This is a genomic window from Enterobacter sp. 148H3 (assembly GCF_034107425.1).
Lineage (GTDB): Bacteria > Pseudomonadota > Gammaproteobacteria > Enterobacterales > Enterobacteriaceae > Enterobacter > Enterobacter vonholyi.
Genome location: NZ_JAWNEI010000002.1, coordinates 459,054 through 478,635, shown reverse-complemented (window position 1 = coordinate 478,635; position 19,582 = coordinate 459,054). Strand labels below are relative to the sequence as shown.

The 19,582-nt window shown below is 54.1% G+C and carries 21 protein-coding genes, 1 rRNA gene and 1 other annotated feature; of the genes, 8 read left to right on the top strand and 14 right to left on the bottom strand.

Going from position 1 to position 19,582, the window contains the following annotated elements:
- The 4 genes from USH94_RS04520 to rluD form a co-directional block, all read right to left on the bottom strand.
- Window positions 1-209: ribosomal RNA gene (locus USH94_RS04520) — 16S ribosomal RNA — on the bottom strand; the annotation flags it as partial.
- A 430-nt stretch (window positions 210-639) separates the two neighbouring features.
- The gene (clpB, locus tag USH94_RS04515; RefSeq protein WP_045909253.1) at window positions 640-3,213 is read right to left on the bottom strand and encodes an ATP-dependent chaperone ClpB; all 2,574 of its coding nucleotides are present in this window, start codon (window positions 3,211-3,213) and stop codon (window positions 640-642) included.
- A gap of 129 nt (window positions 3,214-3,342) precedes the next feature.
- On the bottom strand, window positions 3,343-4,074 hold the full coding sequence (gene yfiH, locus USH94_RS04510; RefSeq protein ID WP_111964901.1) for a purine nucleoside phosphorylase YfiH: 732 nt from the start codon (window positions 4,072-4,074) through the stop codon (window positions 3,343-3,345).
- Window positions 4,071-5,051, bottom strand: a complete 981-nt coding sequence (gene rluD, locus USH94_RS04505) for a 23S rRNA pseudouridine(1911/1915/1917) synthase RluD (protein ID WP_111964900.1) — start codon at window positions 5,049-5,051, stop codon at window positions 4,071-4,073. Before rluD ends, yfiH begins: the two co-directional genes overlap by 4 nt.
- 131 nt (window positions 5,052-5,182) lie before the next feature.
- Here rluD and bamD point away from each other — a divergent pair, with 131 nt between their 5' ends.
- The 4 genes from bamD to pheA all read left to right on the top strand — a co-directional run bounded on the left by bamD (window position 5,183) and on the right by pheA (window position 7,957).
- Window positions 5,183-5,920: an outer membrane protein assembly factor BamD gene (bamD, locus tag USH94_RS04500; RefSeq protein ID WP_023308867.1), complete on the top strand. Its 738-nt coding sequence runs from the start codon at window positions 5,183-5,185 to the stop codon at window positions 5,918-5,920.
- Window positions 5,921-6,188: 268 nt separating this feature from the next.
- Window positions 6,189-6,530, top strand: a complete 342-nt coding sequence (raiA, locus tag USH94_RS04495) for a ribosome-associated translation inhibitor RaiA (protein ID WP_003863162.1) — start codon at window positions 6,189-6,191, stop codon at window positions 6,528-6,530.
- Between the two features lie 110 nt (window positions 6,531-6,640).
- Window positions 6,641-6,766, top strand: a sequence feature (Phe leader region).
- Entirely contained in the window at window positions 6,642-6,689 is a 48-nt protein-coding gene (gene pheL, locus USH94_RS04490; RefSeq protein ID WP_100249759.1) for a pheA operon leader peptide PheL, read from the top strand. Its footprint overlaps the feature before it by 48 nt.
- Before the next feature lie 30 nt (window positions 6,767-6,796).
- On the top strand, window positions 6,797-7,957 hold the full coding sequence (gene pheA / locus USH94_RS04485; RefSeq protein WP_021242003.1) for a bifunctional chorismate mutase/prephenate dehydratase: 1,161 nt from the start codon (window positions 6,797-6,799) through the stop codon (window positions 7,955-7,957).
- Here pheA and USH94_RS04480 read toward each other — a convergent pair.
- From USH94_RS04480 to aroF, 3 genes are read right to left on the bottom strand one after another with little or no spacing between them, the layout of a single operon-like run.
- Window positions 7,954-8,826, bottom strand: coding sequence for an SMP-30/gluconolactonase/LRE family protein (locus USH94_RS04480; protein ID WP_111964899.1), 873 nt, complete (start codon window positions 8,824-8,826; stop codon window positions 7,954-7,956). The genes pheA and USH94_RS04480 overlap by 4 nt on opposite strands.
- A gap of 60 nt (window positions 8,827-8,886) precedes the next feature.
- Window positions 8,887-10,008, bottom strand: coding sequence for a bifunctional chorismate mutase/prephenate dehydrogenase (gene tyrA, locus USH94_RS04475; protein ID WP_111964898.1), 1,122 nt, complete (start codon window positions 10,006-10,008; stop codon window positions 8,887-8,889).
- A gap of 10 nt (window positions 10,009-10,018) precedes the next feature.
- Window positions 10,019-11,089: a 3-deoxy-7-phosphoheptulonate synthase AroF gene (gene aroF / locus USH94_RS04470; RefSeq protein WP_111964897.1), complete on the bottom strand. Its 1,071-nt coding sequence runs from the start codon at window positions 11,087-11,089 to the stop codon at window positions 10,019-10,021.
- A 214-nt stretch (window positions 11,090-11,303) separates the two neighbouring features.
- On the opposite strand from aroF, the gene USH94_RS04465 reads away from it, so the two are divergent.
- The 4 genes from USH94_RS04465 (at window position 11,304) to USH94_RS04450 (ending at window position 14,079) form a co-directional block, all read left to right on the top strand.
- Window positions 11,304-11,678: a DUF2799 domain-containing protein gene (locus USH94_RS04465; protein WP_111964896.1), complete on the top strand. Its 375-nt coding sequence runs from the start codon at window positions 11,304-11,306 to the stop codon at window positions 11,676-11,678.
- Window positions 11,679-11,816: 138 nt separating this feature from the next.
- Window positions 11,817-12,368, top strand: coding sequence for a YfiR family protein (locus USH94_RS04460; RefSeq protein ID WP_223580273.1), 552 nt, complete (start codon window positions 11,817-11,819; stop codon window positions 12,366-12,368).
- Window positions 12,361-13,581 carry a diguanylate cyclase DgcN gene (gene dgcN, locus USH94_RS04455; protein WP_111964894.1) on the top strand — a complete coding sequence of 407 codons (1,221 nt, stop codon included), beginning with the start codon at window positions 12,361-12,363 and terminating at the stop codon, window positions 13,579-13,581. The genes USH94_RS04460 and dgcN overlap by 8 nt, the downstream gene beginning before the upstream one ends.
- Window positions 13,582-13,593: 12 nt before the next feature.
- Window positions 13,594-14,079 carry an OmpA family protein gene (locus USH94_RS04450; protein WP_111964893.1) on the top strand — a complete coding sequence of 162 codons (486 nt, stop codon included), beginning with the start codon at window positions 13,594-13,596 and terminating at the stop codon, window positions 14,077-14,079.
- Window positions 14,080-14,081: 2 nt separating this feature from the next.
- On the opposite strand, the gene USH94_RS04445 is transcribed toward USH94_RS04450, so the two are convergent.
- The 7 genes from USH94_RS04445 to ffh form a co-directional block, all read right to left on the bottom strand.
- A complete protein-coding gene (locus USH94_RS04445) occupies window positions 14,082-15,452 on the bottom strand; it encodes a PepSY-associated TM helix domain-containing protein (protein WP_111964892.1) in 1,371 nt (456 codons plus the stop codon).
- 39 nt (window positions 15,453-15,491) lie between these two features.
- Window positions 15,492-15,896 carry a DUF2946 domain-containing protein gene (locus USH94_RS04440; RefSeq protein WP_111964891.1) on the bottom strand — a complete coding sequence of 135 codons (405 nt, stop codon included), beginning with the start codon at window positions 15,894-15,896 and terminating at the stop codon, window positions 15,492-15,494.
- A gap of 132 nt (window positions 15,897-16,028) precedes the next feature.
- Window positions 16,029-16,376 (bottom strand): 50S ribosomal protein L19, encoded by a 348-nt coding sequence (gene rplS, locus USH94_RS04435; RefSeq protein WP_002914145.1) that lies wholly within the window; start codon window positions 16,374-16,376, stop codon window positions 16,029-16,031.
- A 43-nt stretch (window positions 16,377-16,419) separates the two neighbouring features.
- Window positions 16,420-17,187: a tRNA (guanosine(37)-N1)-methyltransferase TrmD gene (gene trmD, locus USH94_RS04430; protein ID WP_014832949.1), complete on the bottom strand. Its 768-nt coding sequence runs from the start codon at window positions 17,185-17,187 to the stop codon at window positions 16,420-16,422.
- 31 nt (window positions 17,188-17,218) lie between these two features.
- On the bottom strand, window positions 17,219-17,758 hold the full coding sequence (rimM, locus tag USH94_RS04425) for a ribosome maturation factor RimM (RefSeq protein ID WP_164850638.1): 540 nt from the start codon (window positions 17,756-17,758) through the stop codon (window positions 17,219-17,221).
- A 15-nt stretch (window positions 17,759-17,773) separates the two neighbouring features.
- Window positions 17,774-18,022 (bottom strand): 30S ribosomal protein S16, encoded by a 249-nt coding sequence (gene rpsP / locus USH94_RS04420; protein WP_003863133.1) that lies wholly within the window; start codon window positions 18,020-18,022, stop codon window positions 17,774-17,776.
- A gap of 116 nt (window positions 18,023-18,138) precedes the next feature.
- Complete coding sequence (ffh, locus tag USH94_RS04415) at window positions 18,139-19,500, bottom strand: signal recognition particle protein (protein WP_014884878.1); 1,362 nt, start codon at window positions 19,498-19,500, stop codon at window positions 18,139-18,141.
- Window positions 19,501-19,582 lie beyond the last annotated feature (82 nt).

Here is a 19,582-nt window from a genome sequence, read left to right as displayed (position 1 = left end):
AAGGTCCCCCTCTTTGGTCTTGCGACGTTATGCGGTATTAGCTACCGTTTCCAGTAGTTATCCCCCTCCATCAGGCAGTTTCCCAGACATTACTCACCCGTCCGCCGCTCGCCGGCAAAGTAGCAAGCTACTTTCCGCTGCCGCTCGACTTGCATGTGTTAGGCCTGCCGCCAGCGTTCAATCTGAGCCATGATCAAACTCTTCAATTTAAGTTTGATGCTCGTGAATTAAACTTCGTAATGAATTACGCATGTTCACTCAGAGACTTGGTATTCATTTTTCGTCCGAGGACGTTAAGAATCCATGTCACTTTGAGTGCCCACACAGATTGTCTGATAAATTGTTAAAGAGCAGTGCAACGCGGCTTTCGCTCACCGTTGCGAGGTGGCGTATATTACGCCTTCCCGCTTCAGAGTCAAGCGTTTATTTACGCTGTTCTCTGCTGACCCGGCGGCGTGTGTGCCGTTGTTCCGTGTCAGTGGAGGCGCATTATAGGGAGTAATTCTGAACCTGCAAGGATAAAGTGAAATTTATTTACTGACTGCTCACTTTCCAGGCAAAACCAACTCCAGACCTCAATTTTCGCCTGGTTTTTAAACAAAAACGAGCCGCAAGCGGCTCGTTTTTGCGTTTTGTGACTTACTGCACTGCCACAATGCGATCGTCGTTGGCTTCCAGACGGATAACTTTGCCAGGAACCAGCTCCCCGGAGAGGATCTGTTGCGCCAGCGGGTTTTCGATCTGCTGCTGGATAGCGCGTTTCAATGGACGCGCACCGTACACCGGATCGTAACCGTTCTTACTCAGCAGCTTCAGCGCATCGTCGGAGATGTGAATTTCATATCCACGTTCTTCCAGACGTTTGTACAGACGCTGCAGCTGGATCTGCGCAATCGACGCAATGTGTTTCTCACCCAGAGGATGGAATACCACCACTTCATCAATACGGTTGATGAACTCCGGACGGAAGTTATGGCTTACCACACCCAGCACCAGATCCTTCATGTGGCTGTAGTCCAGTTCACCGAAACGTTCCTGAATCAAATCGGAACCCAGATTCGAGGTCATAATGACAACCGTATTACGGAAGTCGACCGTTCTCCCCTGCCCGTCGGTCAGACGACCATCATCCAGCACCTGAAGCAGGATGTTGAACACATCCGGATGCGCTTTTTCCACCTCATCCAGCAGGATGACAGAATAAGGACGACGGCGCACCGCTTCCGTCAGGTACCCACCTTCTTCATAACCCACATATCCCGGAGGCGCCCCGACCAGACGCGAGACGGAGTGTTTCTCCATAAACTCGGACATGTCGATACGCACCATCGCATCGTCGCTGTCGAACATAAAGTTAGCCAGCGCTTTGCACAGCTCGGTTTTACCGACACCCGTCGGCCCCAGGAACAGGAACGAACCAATCGGGCGGTTTGGATCGGACAGCCCTGCACGGCTACGACGAATAGCGTTCGATACCGCCTCAACCGCTTCGTTTTGACCAATCACACGATTGTGGAGATCGTTCTCCATGCGCAGCAGTTTTTCACGCTCGCCTTCCAGCATGCGCGCCACGGGAATACCGGTCCAGCGCGCCAGGACTTCCGCGATCTCGGCATCCGTCACTTTATTACGCAACAGACGCATCGTTTTACCTTCTGACTGCGTCGCTATCTCAAGCTGTTTTTCCAGCTCAGGAATTTTGCCGTACTGCAGTTCAGACATCCGAGCCAGATCGCCCACGCGTCGCGCCTGCTCAATGGCAATTTTTGCCTGTTCGAGTTCAGCTTTAATGGTCTGCGTACCGGAAAGGGAGGCTTTCTCGGCTTTCCACTCTTCTTCCAGCTCAGAATACTGGCGCTCTTTATCGTCCAGCTCTTCATTGAGCATATCGAGGCGTTTCTTACTGGCTTCATCAGACTCTTTCTTCAGCGCCTGCTGTTCCAGCTTGAGCTGAATGATGCGTCGGTCGAGTCGGTCCAGCTCTTCCGGCTTCGAGTCAATCTGCATACGAATGCTCGACGCCGCTTCATCAATCAGGTCGATCGCTTTATCCGGCAGCTGACGGTCAGCAATATAACGATGCGAAAGCGTCGCCGCCGCAACGATGGCCGGGTCAGTGATCTGTACATGGTGGTGCAGTTCATAGCGCTCTTTCAGACCACGCAGGATCGCGATGGTATCTTCAACGCTTGGCTCGGCAACAAACACTTTCTGGAAACGACGTTCCAGCGCAGCATCTTTCTCAATGTACTGACGGTACTCATCCAGCGTAGTGGCACCGACGCAGTGAAGTTCACCGCGCGCCAGCGCAGGTTTCAGCATGTTCCCGGCATCCATCGCGCCGTCCGCTTTACCCGCGCCGACCATGGTGTGCAGTTCATCGATAAACAGAATGACGTTGCCTTCCTGCTTCGCCAGGTCGTTAAGCACGCCTTTAAGGCGCTCTTCGAACTCGCCGCGGTATTTCGCACCGGCCACCAGCGCGCCCATATCCAGCGCCAGTACGCGACGGCCTTTCAGGCCTTCCGGCACTTCACCGTTGACAATACGCTGCGCCAGCCCTTCAACAATCGCAGTTTTACCGACACCCGGTTCACCTATCAGCACCGGGTTGTTCTTGGTACGACGTTGCAGTACCTGAATGGTACGACGAATTTCTTCATCACGGCCGATCACCGGGTCAAGTTTGCCCTGTTCAGCACGCTCGGTCAGATCGACCGTAAATTTCTTCAAAGCCTGACGTTGGTCTTCGGCTCCCTGATCGTTCACGCTTTCACCTCCGCGCATGTTCTCAATCGCCTGAGTCACGTTGGCGGTGGTCGCACCGGCAGATTTCAGCAGGTCGGTCAAGGTACCGCGTGATTCAAGCGCCGCCAGAACAAACAGCTCTGACGAAATAAAATTGTCCCCACGTTTTTGCGCCAGCTTGTCGCAAAGGTTCAGGACGCGCACCAGATCCTGCGACGGCTGAACGTCGCCGCCGGTCCCTTCGACCTGCGGTAAACGGCTCAGCGCCTGATCGATAGCGGTGCGTAACTGGCCAGCATTAATGCCAGCGGACGTTAATAAAGGACGTACCGATCCCCCTTCCTGATTCAGCAAGGCGCTCATTAAATGAAGAGGTTCGATAAATTGGTTGTCGTGCCCTAGTGCGAGGGACTGGGCATCGGCGAGAGCAAGCTGGAATTTATTAGTAAGACGATCCAGACGCATAACTCCTCCCATAACAGGTCAAATTTGCTACTGGAGATTAAATGAGGTCATCCCTCAATTATTCAAGGTTAATGACCTGAATTATGTGAAAAGAAAACGGCACGTGCCGGATCGTCTTGATTCTTTAGGTTATATCAGCCAAATGAAACTTGCCATACGCCCCGTCGTCTTGTCGCGGCGATAAGAGAAAAAATCACCCTTTTCGGTGAATGTACAGCGATCGCCGCCGAAGATCTGCGTTATGCCGACGCTGTTCAGGCGCTGACGAGCAAGCTGGTAAATATCGGCCAGATATTTATCTCCGGAAGGCAGGAAGGCGTCCGCCGCTTGCGGATCTTTAACCATAAAGGCTTCGCGAACCTCCGGCCCCACTTCAAAAGCGCGAGGACCAATGGCCGGGCCAAGCCAGGCCATAATATTAGCGGGCTCATCCTTAAAGCAGGCGACGGTTTCTTCGAGCACGCCTTCACACAGTCCACGCCAGCCCGCGTGTGCTGCAGCCACCTCGGTGCCTGCGCGGTTGCAGAATAGCACCGGCAGACAATCGGCGGTCATCACGGCACAAACGGTTCCCGGAGTATTGCTGTAAGAGGCATCAGCGCGTTTAGAAGCATAGGGTTCTCCCGACAACTTCAGCACCGCCTTGCCATGAACCTGTTCCAGCCAGACCGGATTTGAAGGCAGGTTCCCCGCAGCAAACAGACGCCTGCGGTTCTCTTCCACGTGTTCCAGGTTATCGCCACAGTGCGCGCCGAGGTTCAACGACTCCCACGCGCCCTGGCTAAAACCGCCAGTGCGGGTTGAACTGCAGGCGGCCACGCCGGCAGGCAATGGCCACTCCGGGACAATCAGTTTGGTCATAACCAGTCCACTTGATCCTTATGTTCTTCGAAATCAACACGCATCGCGTCAATAAGGTCCACCATATCCTGCGGGATAGGCGCATGCCACTCCATCTGAATACCGGTGATCGGATGGTAAAGGCGCAGCATGGTCGCGTGCAGCGCCTGACGATCGAATTTACGCAATACGCTGATGAACTCATCCGACGCGCCCTTAGGCGGACGTGGACGACCACCGTAGACCTGATCCCCCACCAGCGGATGGGTAATGTGGGCCATATGCACGCGGATCTGGTGAGTACGCCCGGTCTCCAGACGCAGACGCAGACGCGTATGAATGCGGAAATGTTCCATAATGCGATAGTGCGTCACGGCGGGTTTACCCATCGGATGCACCGACATATGGGTTCGCTTGGTCGGGTGACGGCTGATAGGCTCTTCTACCGTACCGCCTGAGGTCATATGCCCAATGGCTACCGCCTCATATTCACGGGTGATTTCGCGCAGCTGTAGCGACTCCACCAGACGTGTCTGAGCAGGAACGGTCTTCGCCACCACCATCAGACCGGTAGTGTCTTTATCCAGACGGTGCACGATGCCCGCGCGCGGAACATCCGCGATCGGCGGATAGTAATGGAGAAGCGCGTTAAGTACCGTACCGTCAGGATTCCCCGCGCCCGGATGAACAACCAGGTCGCGCGGCTTGTTGATTACCAGTATGTCATCATCTTCATAGACGATGTCCAGTGGGATATCCTGCGGCTCGAAGCGGATTTCCTCTTCGATTTCAGCATTGATGGCGACAGCTTCCCCACCTAACACTTTCTCTTTTGGTTTGTCCCAGATCTTGCCGTTTACCATCACGCGCTGGTCAAGGATCCATTCTTTTATGCGTGAACGCGAATAATCAGGGAACAATTCGGCCAAAGCCTGATCTAAGCGTTGACCGAGCTGATTTTCGGAGACTGTTGCGGTGAGTTCTACTCGTTGTGCCATAAACTGCTTCTTCGTTTAACGTTGGGTTTTACGGCTTTGCCGTTTAATATAGTGTGCTATTGTAGCTGGTCTTAATCGGGAGCAGGAACAGAGTTTCTCCCGGACAAACATTTGAGGAAAGTCAAAACGTCATGACGCGCATGAAATATCTGGTGGCAGCGGCCACGTTGAGCCTGGCTTTGGTGGGCTGCTCCGGTTCAAATGAACAGGTCCCTGACAATCCGCCGAATGAAATCTATGCGACTGCACAACAAAAGTTGCAGGACGGTAACTGGAAACAGGCGATAACGCAACTGGAAGCGTTGGATAATCGCTATCCATTTGGTCCGTATTCGCAGCAGGTACAGTTAGATCTCATCTACGCATACTATAAAAATGCCGATCTGCCGCTGGCTCAGGCAACCATCGATCGTTTCATGCGTCTGAACCCGACTCATCCTAACATCGACTACGTGATGTACATGCGCGGCCTCACCAACATGGCTCTTGACGACAGTGCGCTGCAGGGCTTCTTCGGCGTGGATCGTTCCGACCGTGACCCGCAGCATGCGCGTGATGCCTTCAATGACTTCTCCAAGCTGGTGCGCGGCTATCCAAACAGCCAGTACGTGACCGACGCCACCAAACGTCTGGTGTTCCTGAAAGATCGTCTGGCGAAATATGAATACTCCGTGGCGGAATATTATACCCGCCGTGGCGCATGGGTTGCCGTGGTTAACCGCGTAGAAGGTATGCTGCGCGATTACCCGGATACTCAGGCAACGCGCGACGGCCTGAAGCTGATGGAAAATGCTTACCGTCAGATGCAGATGACCGCTCAGGCTGAAAAAGTGGCGAAAATCATCGCCGCGAACAGCAGCAACACCTGATTTTGCCTCAATGCAAAACGGCAGCCCGCAGGCTGCCGTTTTTTTGTTCGTTTCTGAGCATCGCTGAAGCGCGTTAGCCTCAACACATCCTGTCAACTATGGCCCCAATTTATGCCTTCTACAAGGTAAATCTCACCTCTTCCTGCCCTGCCTCACAAAAAAGATTCCCTGACAAAAACCGACAAAATAACGTGATCTAAATCACACATTTTGACATTGGGTCGGGTATGCTGGAATCACCAAGACGGAAAGACAAGAGGTAAAATTTATGACAATGAACATTACCAGTAAACAAATGGAAATTACTCCGGCAATTCGCCAGCACGTCGCAGACCGTCTCGCCAAACTGGATAAATGGCAAACTCATTTGATTAATCCACATATCATCCTGTCCAAGGAGCCGCAGGGTTTCATCGCTGACGCAACTATCAATACTCCAAACGGCCATCTGGTCGCCAGCGCAAAACACGAGGATATGTACACAGCTATTAACGATTTGATCAACAAGCTGGAACGGCAGCTCAATAAAGTGCAACACAAAGGTGAAGCCCGTCGCGCCGCAACGTCGGTGAAAGACGCCAGCTTCGCGGAAGAAGTTGAAGAAGAGTAATCCTTTAAATTGAGTGTACCGCCAACGCGCCTTCGGGCGCGTTTTTTGTTTTTTATTGACAGGGTGAAAACAGTACAGGTACTTTAACGGTATCAATCACAGGATGACTTTATGAAACTTACGCCGTTCTTCTTCGCATTCTTTTTTACCTTCCCCTGAACGGGAGGCGTTTCGTCGTGTGATAAAGAATGCGAAGACGAACAACAAGGCCTCCCACACCGGGGGGCCTTTTTTATTGATAACGATAAAATGAGACAGGCAACACTATGACACCGGAAAACCCGTTACTGGATCTGCGCGTAAAAATCAGCGCGCTGGATGAGAAACTGCTGGCGCTGCTGGCCGAACGCCGCGCCCTTGCCGTTGAAGTAGGCAAAGCCAAGCTGGACTCCCATCGTCCGGTCCGTGATATCGACCGCGAGCGGGATCTTTTGGAACGTCTCATTCAGCTCGGCAAAGCGCATCACCTCGATGCCCACTACATAACCCGGTTGTTCCAGCTCATCATTGAAGACTCCGTACTGACCCAGCAAGCGCTACTGCAGCAGCATCTCAATAAAACCAATCCGCACTCTGCGCGTATCGCCTTCCTGGGACCGAAGGGCTCTTATTCTCACCTGGCCGCACGTCAGTACGCTGCACGCCATTTCGAAGAATTTATTGAGAGCGGCTGCGCGAAGTTTGCCGACATTTTTAACCAGGTCGAGACCGGCCAGGCGGATTACGCCGTGGTGCCGATTGAAAACACCAGCTCCGGCGCCATCAACGACGTCTACGATTTGCTGCAGCACACCAGCCTGTCGCTGGTCGGCGAGCTGACGATCCCTATCGATCACTGCGTGCTGGTCTCCGGCTCAACGGACCTGAACACGATCGAAACGGTTTACAGTCATCCGCAGCCGTTCCAGCAGTGCAGCCAGTTCCTGAACCGCTATCCGAACTGGAAAATTGAGTACACCGAAAGCACCTCGGCGGCGATGGAAAAAGTGGCGCAGGCTAATTCTCCCACCGTCGCGGCGCTCGGCAGCGAAGCGGGCGGCGCGCTGTATGGCCTGCAGGTGCTGGAACGCAACCTGGCAAACCAGACGCAAAACATTACCCGCTTCGTGGTGCTGGCCCGCAAGGCAATCAATGTCTCTGACCAGGTACCCGCCAAAACCACGCTGCTGATGGCAACCGGCCAACAGGCCGGTGCGCTGGTTGAAGCCCTGCTGGTGCTGCGTAATCACAACCTGATCATGACCAGGCTGGAATCACGCCCAATCCATGGTAACCCGTGGGAAGAGATGTTCTATCTCGACATCCAGGCCAACCTGGAGTCCGCTTCCATGCAGAAAGCTCTCCGCGAGCTGGGCGAGATCACGCGTTCCATGAAGGTGCTGGGCTGCTACCCGAGCGAAAACGTCGTGCCGGTCGATCCAATCTAACGTTCGATAAAGCCGCTTTTCTTCATCCCTGCCACGCTCACCGGCAGGGTGAAGATGGCCCCGGAAAGCGGATATTTCGCCACCTCCTCCGCCTCCATATTCTCCCGCGTGGTGGTAATAAACAGCGTTTTCATGTCATCGCCGCCAAAGCAGACCATCGTCGGGCAACGCACCGGCATGCGATATTCTTCCAGCTGCTCCCCTTGCGGTGAAAAACGCGCGATGCGCCAGCCGTCAAACAGCGCGCTCCAGTAACAGCCTTCCACATCCATCGCCGCGCCGTCCGGTATCCCCTCGCCCTCTTTAAACTGACGAAACACCTCGCGCCTGCCGGGTTCGCCCTGCTCATCAAGCGGCGTACGATAGATCACACCGTTTGGCGTATCTGAGGTAAACATCCACTGCTTATCCGGGCTAAACGCTAAGCCGTTATGCCCGTGGATATCGCACTGGATCACCTTCGGCGTCAGGTCGTTGTCGATGCGCATCAGCAGGGCGCCGTTGTAATCTCCCGGCCCCCAGAACGTGCCCGCATAGAAGCGGCCCTGGTGATCGGTACCTCCATCGTTAAAACGCGCCAGCTGCGGGTTAGAGGGGTTATCACACACCTTGCGGCGCAGCAGGCCGTGTTTATCGGTCAGCCAGATACCCGTTCTCATCGCAACGATAAAACCACCCTGCTCGCGCAACGCGAAACAGCCCACCTCCTCGTGGAAAGAGAGTACGGTGTGTTCCGCCGTCGGCAGATGGTAGCGGTGGATCTCTCCTTCCAGAATATCGGCCCAGTAGAGTGCCTGCTCTTCGGCGCTCCAAGTCGGGCATTCAGGCAAATGCCCGGTGTAATTCAACAGCAGCTGCGGTTCGGCCATGACAGTTCCCCAAAATGAAAAAAGCCAGCATTGCTGGCTTTCAGTATATACATCATCGCATTACTGGCGACTGTCATTTGCCTGGCGCAATAAAGTCCGACTCTCATTCTGGAAACGCTGCGCGTAGTCGCCAAACCAGTGTTCGACCTTGCGGAAGCTATCGATAAACGCCTGCTTGTCTCCGTGCTCCAGCAGCGTAATGGCTTCACCAAAGCGCTGATAGTAGCGCTTGATCAGCGCCAGGTTGTTCTCGGAGGACATAATAATGTCCGCGTAAAGCTGCGGATCCTGCGCAAAGAGACGCCCGACCATCGCTAGCTCAAGACGATAGATAGGTGAAGAGAGCGCCAGAAGCTGTTCAAGCTGTACGTTCTCTTCCGCCAGATGCAGACCGTAGGCAAACGTGGCAAAGTGGCGCAGCGCCTGAATGAACGCCATGTTCTGGTCGTGCTCAACCGCGCTGATGCGGTGCAGTCGTGCCCCCCATACCTGAATCTGTTCCAGGAACCACTGATAGGCTTCCGGCTGACGACCGTCGCAGTAAACCACCACCTGCTTAGCAAGGCTGCCGCTGTCCGGGCCAAACATCGGGTGCAGACCCAGCACCGGACCCGTATGAGCAGCCAGCATTGCCTGCAGCGGACCATTTTTGACGGAGGCCAGATCCACCAGGATGCAATCTTTCGGTAAAGGAGGCAGCTTCCCGATGATTTGCTCCGTCACGTGGATCGGCACGCTGACGATAACCATCCCTGCATCTTTCATGAGTTCCGGAGCATGCGCCCAGTCCTCTTTTTCCAGAATGCGCACCTGATAGCCAGAAAGCGTAAGCATCTTTTCAAACAGGCGCCCCATCTGCCCAGCACCGCCGACAATCACGACCGGACGCAGGGAAGGACAGAGAGTTTTAAAGCCCTTGTCGTTTTCGCTGGAATAGGACTCCCGCATCACGCGACGCAGAACATCCTCAATCAAATCCGGCGAAACGCCCAGCGCCTGCGCCTCTTTACGGCGGGAGGCGAGCATAGAGGCTTCGCGCTCCGGGACGTAAATCGGCAGGCCGTATTTGCTTTTCACCTCACCGACTTCGGCAACCAGCGCCATGCGGCGCGCCAGCAGATCCAGCAGCGCCTTATCCACTTCATCAATTTGATCGCGCAGTGCGGTCAATTCAGCAACCATAACTACCCTCTTAAGCCAGACGCGTCGCCAGCTGGCCGTTTAAATCTTTATGGATCTCACGCAGCAGTGCATCGGTCGTCTCCCAGCTGATGCAGGCATCCGTCACGGAGACGCCGTGCTTCATGGCGCTGCGCGGTTGTTCAGATGATTGATTACCTTCATGAATATTGCTTTCAATCATCAGACCGATAATCGAACGATTGCCATCTTTGATCTGTGCGACCACGGATTCCGCAACCGCAGGCTGGCGACGGTAATCTTTATTCGAGTTACCATGACTGCAATCTACCATCAGTGCCGGGCGCAGTCCCGCCTGCTCCATCTCTTTTTCACACTGGGCCACGTCCGCCGGGCTGTAGTTAGGGGCTTTACCGCCGCGCAGGATCACGTGGCCGTCCGGGTTACCCTGCGTTTGCAGGAGGCATACCTGGCCTGCCTGGTTGATACCGACGAAACGGTGCGGCATGGCGGCAGCGCGCATGGCATTAATCGCCGTCGCCAGGCTGCCATCGGTACCGTTTTTAAAGCCAACCGGCATCGACAGGCCAGACGCCATCTCGCGGTGGGTTTGCGATTCCGTGGTACGCGCGCCAATCGCGGACCAGCTGAACAGATCGCCCAGGTACTGCGGGCTGTTCGGATCCAGCGCTTCGGTTGCCAGCGGCAGCCCCATGCTGACCAGCTCCACCAGCAGGCGACGCGCAATCTTCAGGCCTGCTTCCACATCAAACGAGCCATCCATGTGCGGATCGTTAATCAACCCTTTCCAGCCGACGGTAGTACGTGGCTTCTCAAAATAGACGCGCATCACCAGATAGAGGCTATCGCTGACCTCCTCCGCTAATGCTTTAAATCGACGAGCGTACTCAATGGCGGTTTCAGGATCGTGAATGGAGCAAGGACCACACACCACCAGCAGGCGCGGATCGCGGCCGGCGATGATATTTGAGATGGTCTGACGCGAGTGCTCAATCTGAGCCTCCTGCGCGACGCTCAGCGGAAATTCTGCTTTCAGTTGATCCGGGGTAATTAAAACCTGTTCGTCAGTGATATGTACGTTGTTCAGCGCGTCTTTTTGCATGATGGCGATCCTGTAAAGCTCGTTTGCGATAGTTGTTTTCCTCAATGAGGTGAAACCACGATACCACAAAAAGTAAACTTTTCAATCCAAAATACGTACAGATTACTTTACAGAAGCCAGTTTATTGCAAAAATCAGCCGTCAAAAACGTAAAGTTTAAATTACAGACATATATTCTTAAGCCAGGCTATGCTGAAGAAAAAAGGAGAATGGCTATGCGTTCAATTGCTCTCATGCTGTTGTCGCTGTTTTTAACGGGCTGCCAGATCAATCCTTATACCTTCCAGCCCGACTGGACCAGTCCCTCCTGGTTTGATGCAGGTAAAGAAGACGCCATGAATGGCCTGCCGGTTAAAGATAACCAGACCCTGGCCGATAGTTTTAACGACACCCACGTTGATCGTAGTGAATATCTTCGCGGCTACGCTGACGGCCAAAAGAAAGTCTGCGAAGAAGGGTTTATTCATGCCTGGGGATTAGCGGGCAAATCTTTCCCTGCCAGTTGCGATACTGCCGAAAACGCGGCAAAACTGCGTGCGTCATGGCAGGAAGGGATGGATGAAAGTATGCGTTCCAGCAGACTTAATTAAGTCTATTTTTATCCACCGAAAAATAAACAACTGTAGGATTTAGCTTAGGTTGGCCTGATGCTATTTCTGACATAATGACGGCTCTGATAAACAATGGTATTCTGCCCGCAACTCTCAAGGACATCTATTTCCGGAGCGATGTGGCGGATTCTGGTGAGAAATTTATTCTTGATCTCTTTTTTCCGACTCACTCTGGTGTTAATGCTGTTCCTTATGGTGGGCCCTGCGGCGGCAGGCACGCTTACGGAAACGGATAAATCGGTACGCTCGATTGTCTCAGGCATTGTGAGCTATACGCGATGGCCGTCACTTTCCGGGCAGCCTAAACTTTGCGTCTATGCCACTTCTCACTATACGCACGCGCTCAGCGGCGACGAAGGGCACAACGAGTTACCCTATACTCCCGTTATTGTACGTAACGATCAGGAAGCCCTGGCCGCGACGTGTGATGCGATTTATTTCGGGTCTGAATCACCGGCAAAACAACTTGAATTAATAAGTCAATATCAGGGCAGAGCGTTGCTATTAATCTCAGAGCAAAATCCGGAATGTGTAATTGGCAGTGCCTTTTGCCTGATGATCGATCGCGGCCAGGTACGGTTTTCCGTCAACCTGGATGCGTTGACGCGCAGTGGCGTAAGAGTCAATCCGGATGTATTAATGCTGGCACGGAATAAGCAGCATGGATAAAGATTTCACTTCAACGCCACGTCCGACGTTTAAAAGAACGTTGAGGCGAAACAGCATGATAAGCGTCATTATCACAATGACGTTAATATGGCTGTTGCTCTGTTTTGCTTCCGTCGTGACGTTAAAACAATATGCGCAAAAGAACCTCGAATTAACCGGCGCCACAATGAGCCACAGCCTGGAAGCTTCGCTGGTTTTCAACGACTCGCTGGCGGCCAACGAAACGCTTGCAGCCCTGGGCAAACAGGGGCAGTTTGCCGCGGCGGAGGTGATTAACGCGCATAAAAAGCGGTTTGCCTACTGGTCATGGAACCCGGAAGATAACAACGACACGCTGGGCGCACTGGTCAGCCGCTGGCTTTTCCCCGTACCGGTTGCGCAGCCCATCATGCATAACGGCTTAAGGATCGGCGAAATCCGCCTTACCGCGCGTGACAGTTTGATCAGCCACTTCATCTGGACGTCGTTTGCCGTACTTACCGGCTGCATTCTCTTTGCCGCCGTCGTCGCGCTTATCATTACCCAGTCTTTGCATCGTGGGATGGTTATGGCCCTGCAGAATATTACCGACGTCGTGCATGACGTACGCACAAACCGCAACTTCTCCCGCCGGGTGAAAGACGGGCGTATCGAAGAGTTTCACCAGTTTGGCGAAGACTTCAACAGTCTTCTGGATGAAATGGAAGAGTGGCAGCTGAAGCTCCAGGCGAAAAACGCCCAGCTGTTGCGGACCGCCATGCACGACCCGCTCACCGGTCTTGCCAACCGCGCAGCGTTTCGTAACAGCATTGCGGCCTTAATGAACGACCCTTCAGCCAGAACAAACTCGGCCCTGCTTTTCCTCGACGGTGATAACTTTAAGTTTATTAACGACACCTGGGGCCACGCGGCAGGAGACTGCGTGCTGATCGAAGTCGCCAGCAGGATGATGGAGTTTGGCGACAAACGTCATCAGTCTTACCGTCTTGGCGGTGACGAATTTGCCATGGTGCTGTACGGCGTTCACTCTGAGCTTGAGGTTCAACACATTTGTGCTGCGCTTTCGCAGCAGTTTATTCGTCCGTTTGATCTTCATAACGGACAAAAAGCATCGATGTCACTCAGCATTGGCTTTGCTCTGGCGTGGGAAAATGCTTCCATGGAAGCATTACTGGAGAGGGCTGACCGCAATATGTACCAGGTTAAAAACCAGCGTACGAAAACAATAAGTTAGAAAGGATACACTATGTTAAAACGTTACTTCGCGCCGTTAGTACTGGCCTCGCTGGTTCTGGCAGGCTGTCAGTCGCCGCCGGAAGGCAAATTCACTCCTGAGCAAATTACGGCGATGAAGTCTTACGGTTTTAACGAACTGAACGGTGACTGGTCGCTTGGCATGTCGGACACCATCCTGTTTGATAAAAATGAAGCCAGGCTGCGTTCTGAGAGTGAAACGCAGATCCAGTCCATGGCCTCTCGCCTGGCGGAAACCGGCCTTACCCATGCGCGAATGGACGGTCACACGGATAACTACGGGGAAGAAAGCTACAACGAAGCGCTGTCGTTAAAACGCGCCAACGCCGTGGCCGATGCCTGGGCGAAGGGTGCAAATATCCCGCGCAGCAATCTCATCACGCGAGGATTAGGTCAAAAATACCCGGTTGCGAGCAACAGTACCCCGCAAGGGCGCGCTGAAAACCGCCGCGTCGCAGTGGTGATCAGCACGCCATAGGGTTATTTAGCGGATGATTCGGCGAGCGTCACCCTGGTTGCCGCTCGCCAGCGCAGCCAGTCCACCAGAATAAACAGCGCCAGACTCACGCCCATTACCGGCAGGGCCAGCCCCAGCAGTACGCTGATTATCAGCGTAACCCCTCTTCCCCACCCTGACAGAGCCAGCCAGCTCTGACAAAGCGTCTGTACCGGACTCACTGCCGATTGCGCAGGACGACGCATCCACCACATCCGGTATCCCCAGATAATGAGCACGCACAGGGCGAGGCCGAACGCCACGAGCAGCAGCTGATTCACCAGGCCGAATAAGATCCCCATATGGAAATCCACGCCCCAGCGGGTCAGTTTTGCCATTAACGGGAAATCCTCGAATCGGGTTCTGTCCAGGACCTGCATCGTATGGGGATCTACCGCAACGGCGTCCACCTGAGTCGGCCAGCTGCGATCGATTTCCGTTACGGTCCAGGCACGATCCATTGTTTTCGCCGGGCGGATCTCCAGCTTGCTGGCATCAATCCCCGCGTTACGCGCCGCGCTTAATACCCCGTCAAACTGCGTCAAATCCATCGCCATTTCCGGCATCATCATCCCACCGTGATGACCGCGATGTTCGGCATGTTCATCCATAACCTCATGTTGGCCGGATAGCGTCGTGTTCACCTGCGGGGTGAGCCAGTTCATCTCTTCACGCAGCTTATCCACGTTCCCGCCAGCCCACTGGGACCAGGTCAGGCCGGTTGCGGAGAACAGCAGCATTCCACCCAGCAGAACCCAGCCCAGCGTCACGTGCACCCGACGCCGGTTCTGGAAGCGATTGTTGATCCGCCGTTTGGGTCGGGTATAAAACCACAGGGCAATACCGCCCAGCGCGGCAACCCACATCCAGGAGGCTGCAAGCTCGCTGTAGAGCCTCCCCACGTCGCCCAACATCAGAGAGGTGTGGAGGTAATCAATGGTCTGACGCAGCGGTAAAATCCCGCTGGTGCCGTATACCGTCATATCTCCCAGTACCGTCAGGCTTACCGGATCCACGAAGATAGCGCGGTTCTCCGATGACCCAAGTTTCGGGTCAGCGAACATCACGCGGGTGGTTTCGCCTTCAGCCAGCCCCGGACGAACGGCGTGCAAACGTAAATCTGATCCAACGGTTTTTTCCGCCACGGCGATTTGTTCGGCCAGAGGCTGCGGCTCGCCCACGGAATCCGCGTGGAGCGCGTGTCGGTAGAGCGCATTCTCCAGCTGCGGGGTCGCCACATACAGCGTCCCGGTCAGCGCGGCGAAGAAGATAAACGGGCCGACAAACAGCCCAACGTAGAAATGAAGGCGACGCAGCAGGTTTCCCCATGCCGCGCGCGAGGTGCAGGTAGTCATACTTTTCCTTTTTAAGGCAAAAAGTTATCGATTTTGTTTTTAAAGGGAAAAAGCAGACTGCCGCGGCGGCGCGCGGGTATCCGGGTAAAGCCAGGGGAAGAAGTGCCAGTGGTTGACCGCCTGACGCGGCGGCTTAACGCGAAGCCTCTGCAGCACCACGCTGAGCAAGACGATCAGCGCCAGCATCACGCCAGGGACATGCGCTAACAGCACGCAGTAGCCACAGGCTTCCGCATGGTCGACAGGCATCGAGTGCGGCATATCGCCGTGATGCTCGTCCATCGACATCATGCTCATGTCATGATGCATGCCCGGCATGGCGCTCATGGGATCTTTCTGCAACGAGACGGAGATCAGCGGCGCCACCACGATCAGCAGGATCGCAAACAGCGCGATCAATGCCGCTGCGCGTTTCCGGTCAGGCTGATGCAGTACGTTATCCACTTCCCCTCCACTCAAGAGGCAAGCATTGTAAAGGATTTATGACGAAAGGGTTAACTCGAGAGGTGCGATGGGATAAAAAAAGGGCCAGCCTTTCGGCCAGCCCTTTCTAACAGGATGTCGCTTAAGCGAATCTTAGTTCAGACGCTCTTTAATACGAGCAGACTTACCAGTACGCTCACGCAGGTAGTACAGTTTAGCTTTACGTACAGCACCACGACGTTTAACAGCAATGCTGTCAACTACCGGAGAGTGAGTCTGGAAGACACGCTCAACGCCTTCGCCGTTGGAAATTTTACGAACAGTGAATGCAGAGTGCAGACCGCGGTTACGAATAGCGATAACCACGCCCTCGAATGCCTGCAGACGTTTTTTGGAACCTTCAACAACCCATACTTTCACTTCCACGGTGTCACCTGGACGGAAGGAAGGTACGTCCTGCTTCATCTGCTCTTGTTCAAGTTGCTTAATAATGTTGCTCATAATTTAATCTCTTATCCTGGGTAAACTGATATTCGGGAGCGTATTACGCATTCCCATCATGTTCATGCTGCTGGTGCGCGTGTTCAGTTTTGAACTCGGCCAGCAACTTTGCTTGCTCTTCAGTCAGAGCCAGGTTTTCCAGAAGTTCAGGTCTTCTAAGCCAGGTTCGGCCCAGCGACTGTTTCAAACGCCAGCGACGTATCTCGGCATGGTTTCCAGACAGTAACACTGCCGGAACTTCCATCCCTTCTAACACTTCAGGACGAGTATAGTGTGGACAGTCCAGCAACCCGTCGGCAAAGGAATCTTCCGTTGCCGAAGCTTCATGGCCCAGAACACCCGGAATAAACCGGGCGACGGAGTCAATCAGCGTCATTGCCGGTAACTCACCACCGCTGAGAACGTAATCGCCGATAGACCATTCTTCGTCAATCTCGGTTTGAATTACGCGCTCATCTATCCCTTCGTAGCGCCCACAGACCAGAATCAGCTTTTGATTCGTCGCCAGTTCGCTCACGCCCGCTTGATCAAGCTTGCGTCCCTGAGGTGACAGATAAATCACCTTTGCGCCTTCACCTGCCGCGGCTTTTGCTGTGTGAATGGCGTCCCGTAAGGGTTGCACCATCATTAGCATCCCCGGTCCGCCGCCGTAAGGACGATCGTCCACGGTACGGTGCCGGTCATGAGTAAAGTCACGAGGACTCCAGCTCTGGATGCTCAGCAGGCCATTCTTTACTGCCCGGCCAGTTACCCCGTAATCGGTAATCGCGCGGAACATTTCAGGAAACAGGCTAATTATGCCAATCCACATAGCGCCGTCTTTTACCGTTTATCCGGAGAATTTAAAAACCAGGATCCCAATCTACTTCAATGGTTTGAGTAGTGAGATCGACTTTCTTGATAACCTGTCCATCGAGGAACGGGACCAACCGCTCCTTGATGCCAAATGCATCTTTCAGGTTTGCCTTAATGACGAGAACGTCATTTGACCCGGTTTCCATCATATCGATGACTTTCCCCAGGCTGTAGCCTTCGGTAGTGACCACCTGGCAACCCATAAGGTCTTTCCAGTAGTAGTCGCCCTCTTCCAGCTTTGGCAACTGCGACGAATCCACGACGATTTCACAATTAGTCAGCGCATTCGCGGCATCACGATCGTCAACGCCTTTCAGCTTGATGATGATGTCCTGATTGTGGTGACGCCAGCTTTCCAGCTCGACCTCTTCCCACTTACCGCCTTTCTGGATAAACCAGGGCTGGTAATCAAAAATGCTATCAGCGTCTTCAGTGGAGGAAAACACTCTGAGCCAACCACGGATACCGTAGCAAGAACCCATTTTTCCCAATACGATCGGTTCAACAGGTGCTTTACTGCTCATCATGACCACCGTGACAGATTAAGCTGCTTTGTTTGCTGCTTTGATCAGCGTAGCAACGCGATCGGAAACAGTAGCGCCCTGGCCAACCCAGTGAGCGATACGATCCAGATCCAGACGAGTTTCTTCTTCTGCGCCAGCGGCCAGTGGGTTGAAGAAACCAACGCGCTCGATGAAGCGACCGTTGCGTGCATTACGGCTGTCAGTCACAACAACCTGGTAGAACGGACGCTTTTTAGCGCCGTGACGTGCTAAACGAATAGTTACCATAACATCCTCTTGTGTGAATAAAACAACCGGGCCCCATCGAGGAACGGAGCCCGGGTGTCATATTAAAAGCCCGAAAATTTTACTCATTTTCGGGCAAAAAGCAATCTCAAAAGCGATTAACGCCCTGGAAAACCGGGAGGCATCATCCCTTTCATCCCACGCATCATCTTCGCCATGCCGCCTTTCTTCATTTTCTTCATCATGCGCTGCATGTCGTCGAACTGTTTCAGAAGGCGGTTAACGTCCTGCACCTGCATGCCGCAACCGGCTGCGATACGGCGTTTACGGGAACCTTTGATGATGTCCGGGTTAGCGCGCTCTTTCAGCGTCATCGAGTTGATGATCGCCTCCATACGCACCAGCACCTTGTCATCCATCTGCGCTTTCACGTTGTCAGGGATCTGGCCCATGCCCGGCAGTTTGCCCATCAGGCTGGCCATGCCGCCCATGTTTTTCATCTGACGCAGCTGCTCAAGGAAGTCGGTGAGATCGAACCCGTCTCCTTTTTTCAGCTTGCTGGCGAGTTTCTCAGCCTGCGCGCGGTCAACCTTGCTCTCGATATCTTCGATCAGAGACAGCACGTCGCCCATGCCGAGGATACGGGAGGCAATACGGTCCGGGTGGAACGGCTCCAGCGCTTCGGTTTTCTCGCCCACGCCTAGGAATTTGATCGGCTTGCCGGTGATGTGGCGAATCGAGAGGGCCGCACCGCCGCGGGCGTCACCGTCCACTTTGGTCAGCACGACGCCGGTTAACGGCAGCGCTTCGTTAAATGCTTTCGCGGTATTCGCCGCATCCTGACCGGTCATGGCGTCGACAACAAACAGGGTCTCTACCGGGTTGATAGAGGCGTGCACCTGCTTGATCTCGTCCATCATCGCTTCGTCAACGTGCAGACGACCGGCGGTATCCACCAGCAGCACGTCGTAGAATTTGAGCTTCGCCTCTTTCAGCGCGGCGTTAACGATGTCGACAGGCTTCTGCGCCACGTCGGACGGGAAGAAATCCACGCCAACCTGCTCAGCCAGAGTTTCCAGCTGCTTGATCGCCGCCGGGCGATAGACGTCCGCAGAGACCACCAGCACTTTCTTCTTGTGCTTTTCGCGCAGGAATTTACCCAGCTTACCGACGCTGGTGGTTTTACCCGCCCCCTGCAGGCCCGCCATCAGCACCACGGCCGGTGGCTGAGCGGCCAGGTTAAGCACCTGGTTCTCTTCGCCCATCGCCGAAACCAGTTCATTACGAACGATTTTGACGAACTCCTGACCCGGGGTCAGGCTCTTGTTAACTTCATGACCAACCGCCTTCTCTTTTACGCGGTTGATAAAATCACGAACAACCGGCAACGCGACGTCTGCTTCCAGCAGCGCCATGCGCACTTCGCGCAGCGTTTCCTTGATGTTCTCTTCAGTAAGGCGTCCGCGGCCGCTGATGTTGCGCAGCGTGCGCGACAAACGATCGGTTAAATTATCAAACATTGTCTCTCGCCTGAGTAGAAACGTTGGGTCGCATTGAGCGACACATACACAGAATTTTGCCGGAGTATAACATGAAGGCGCC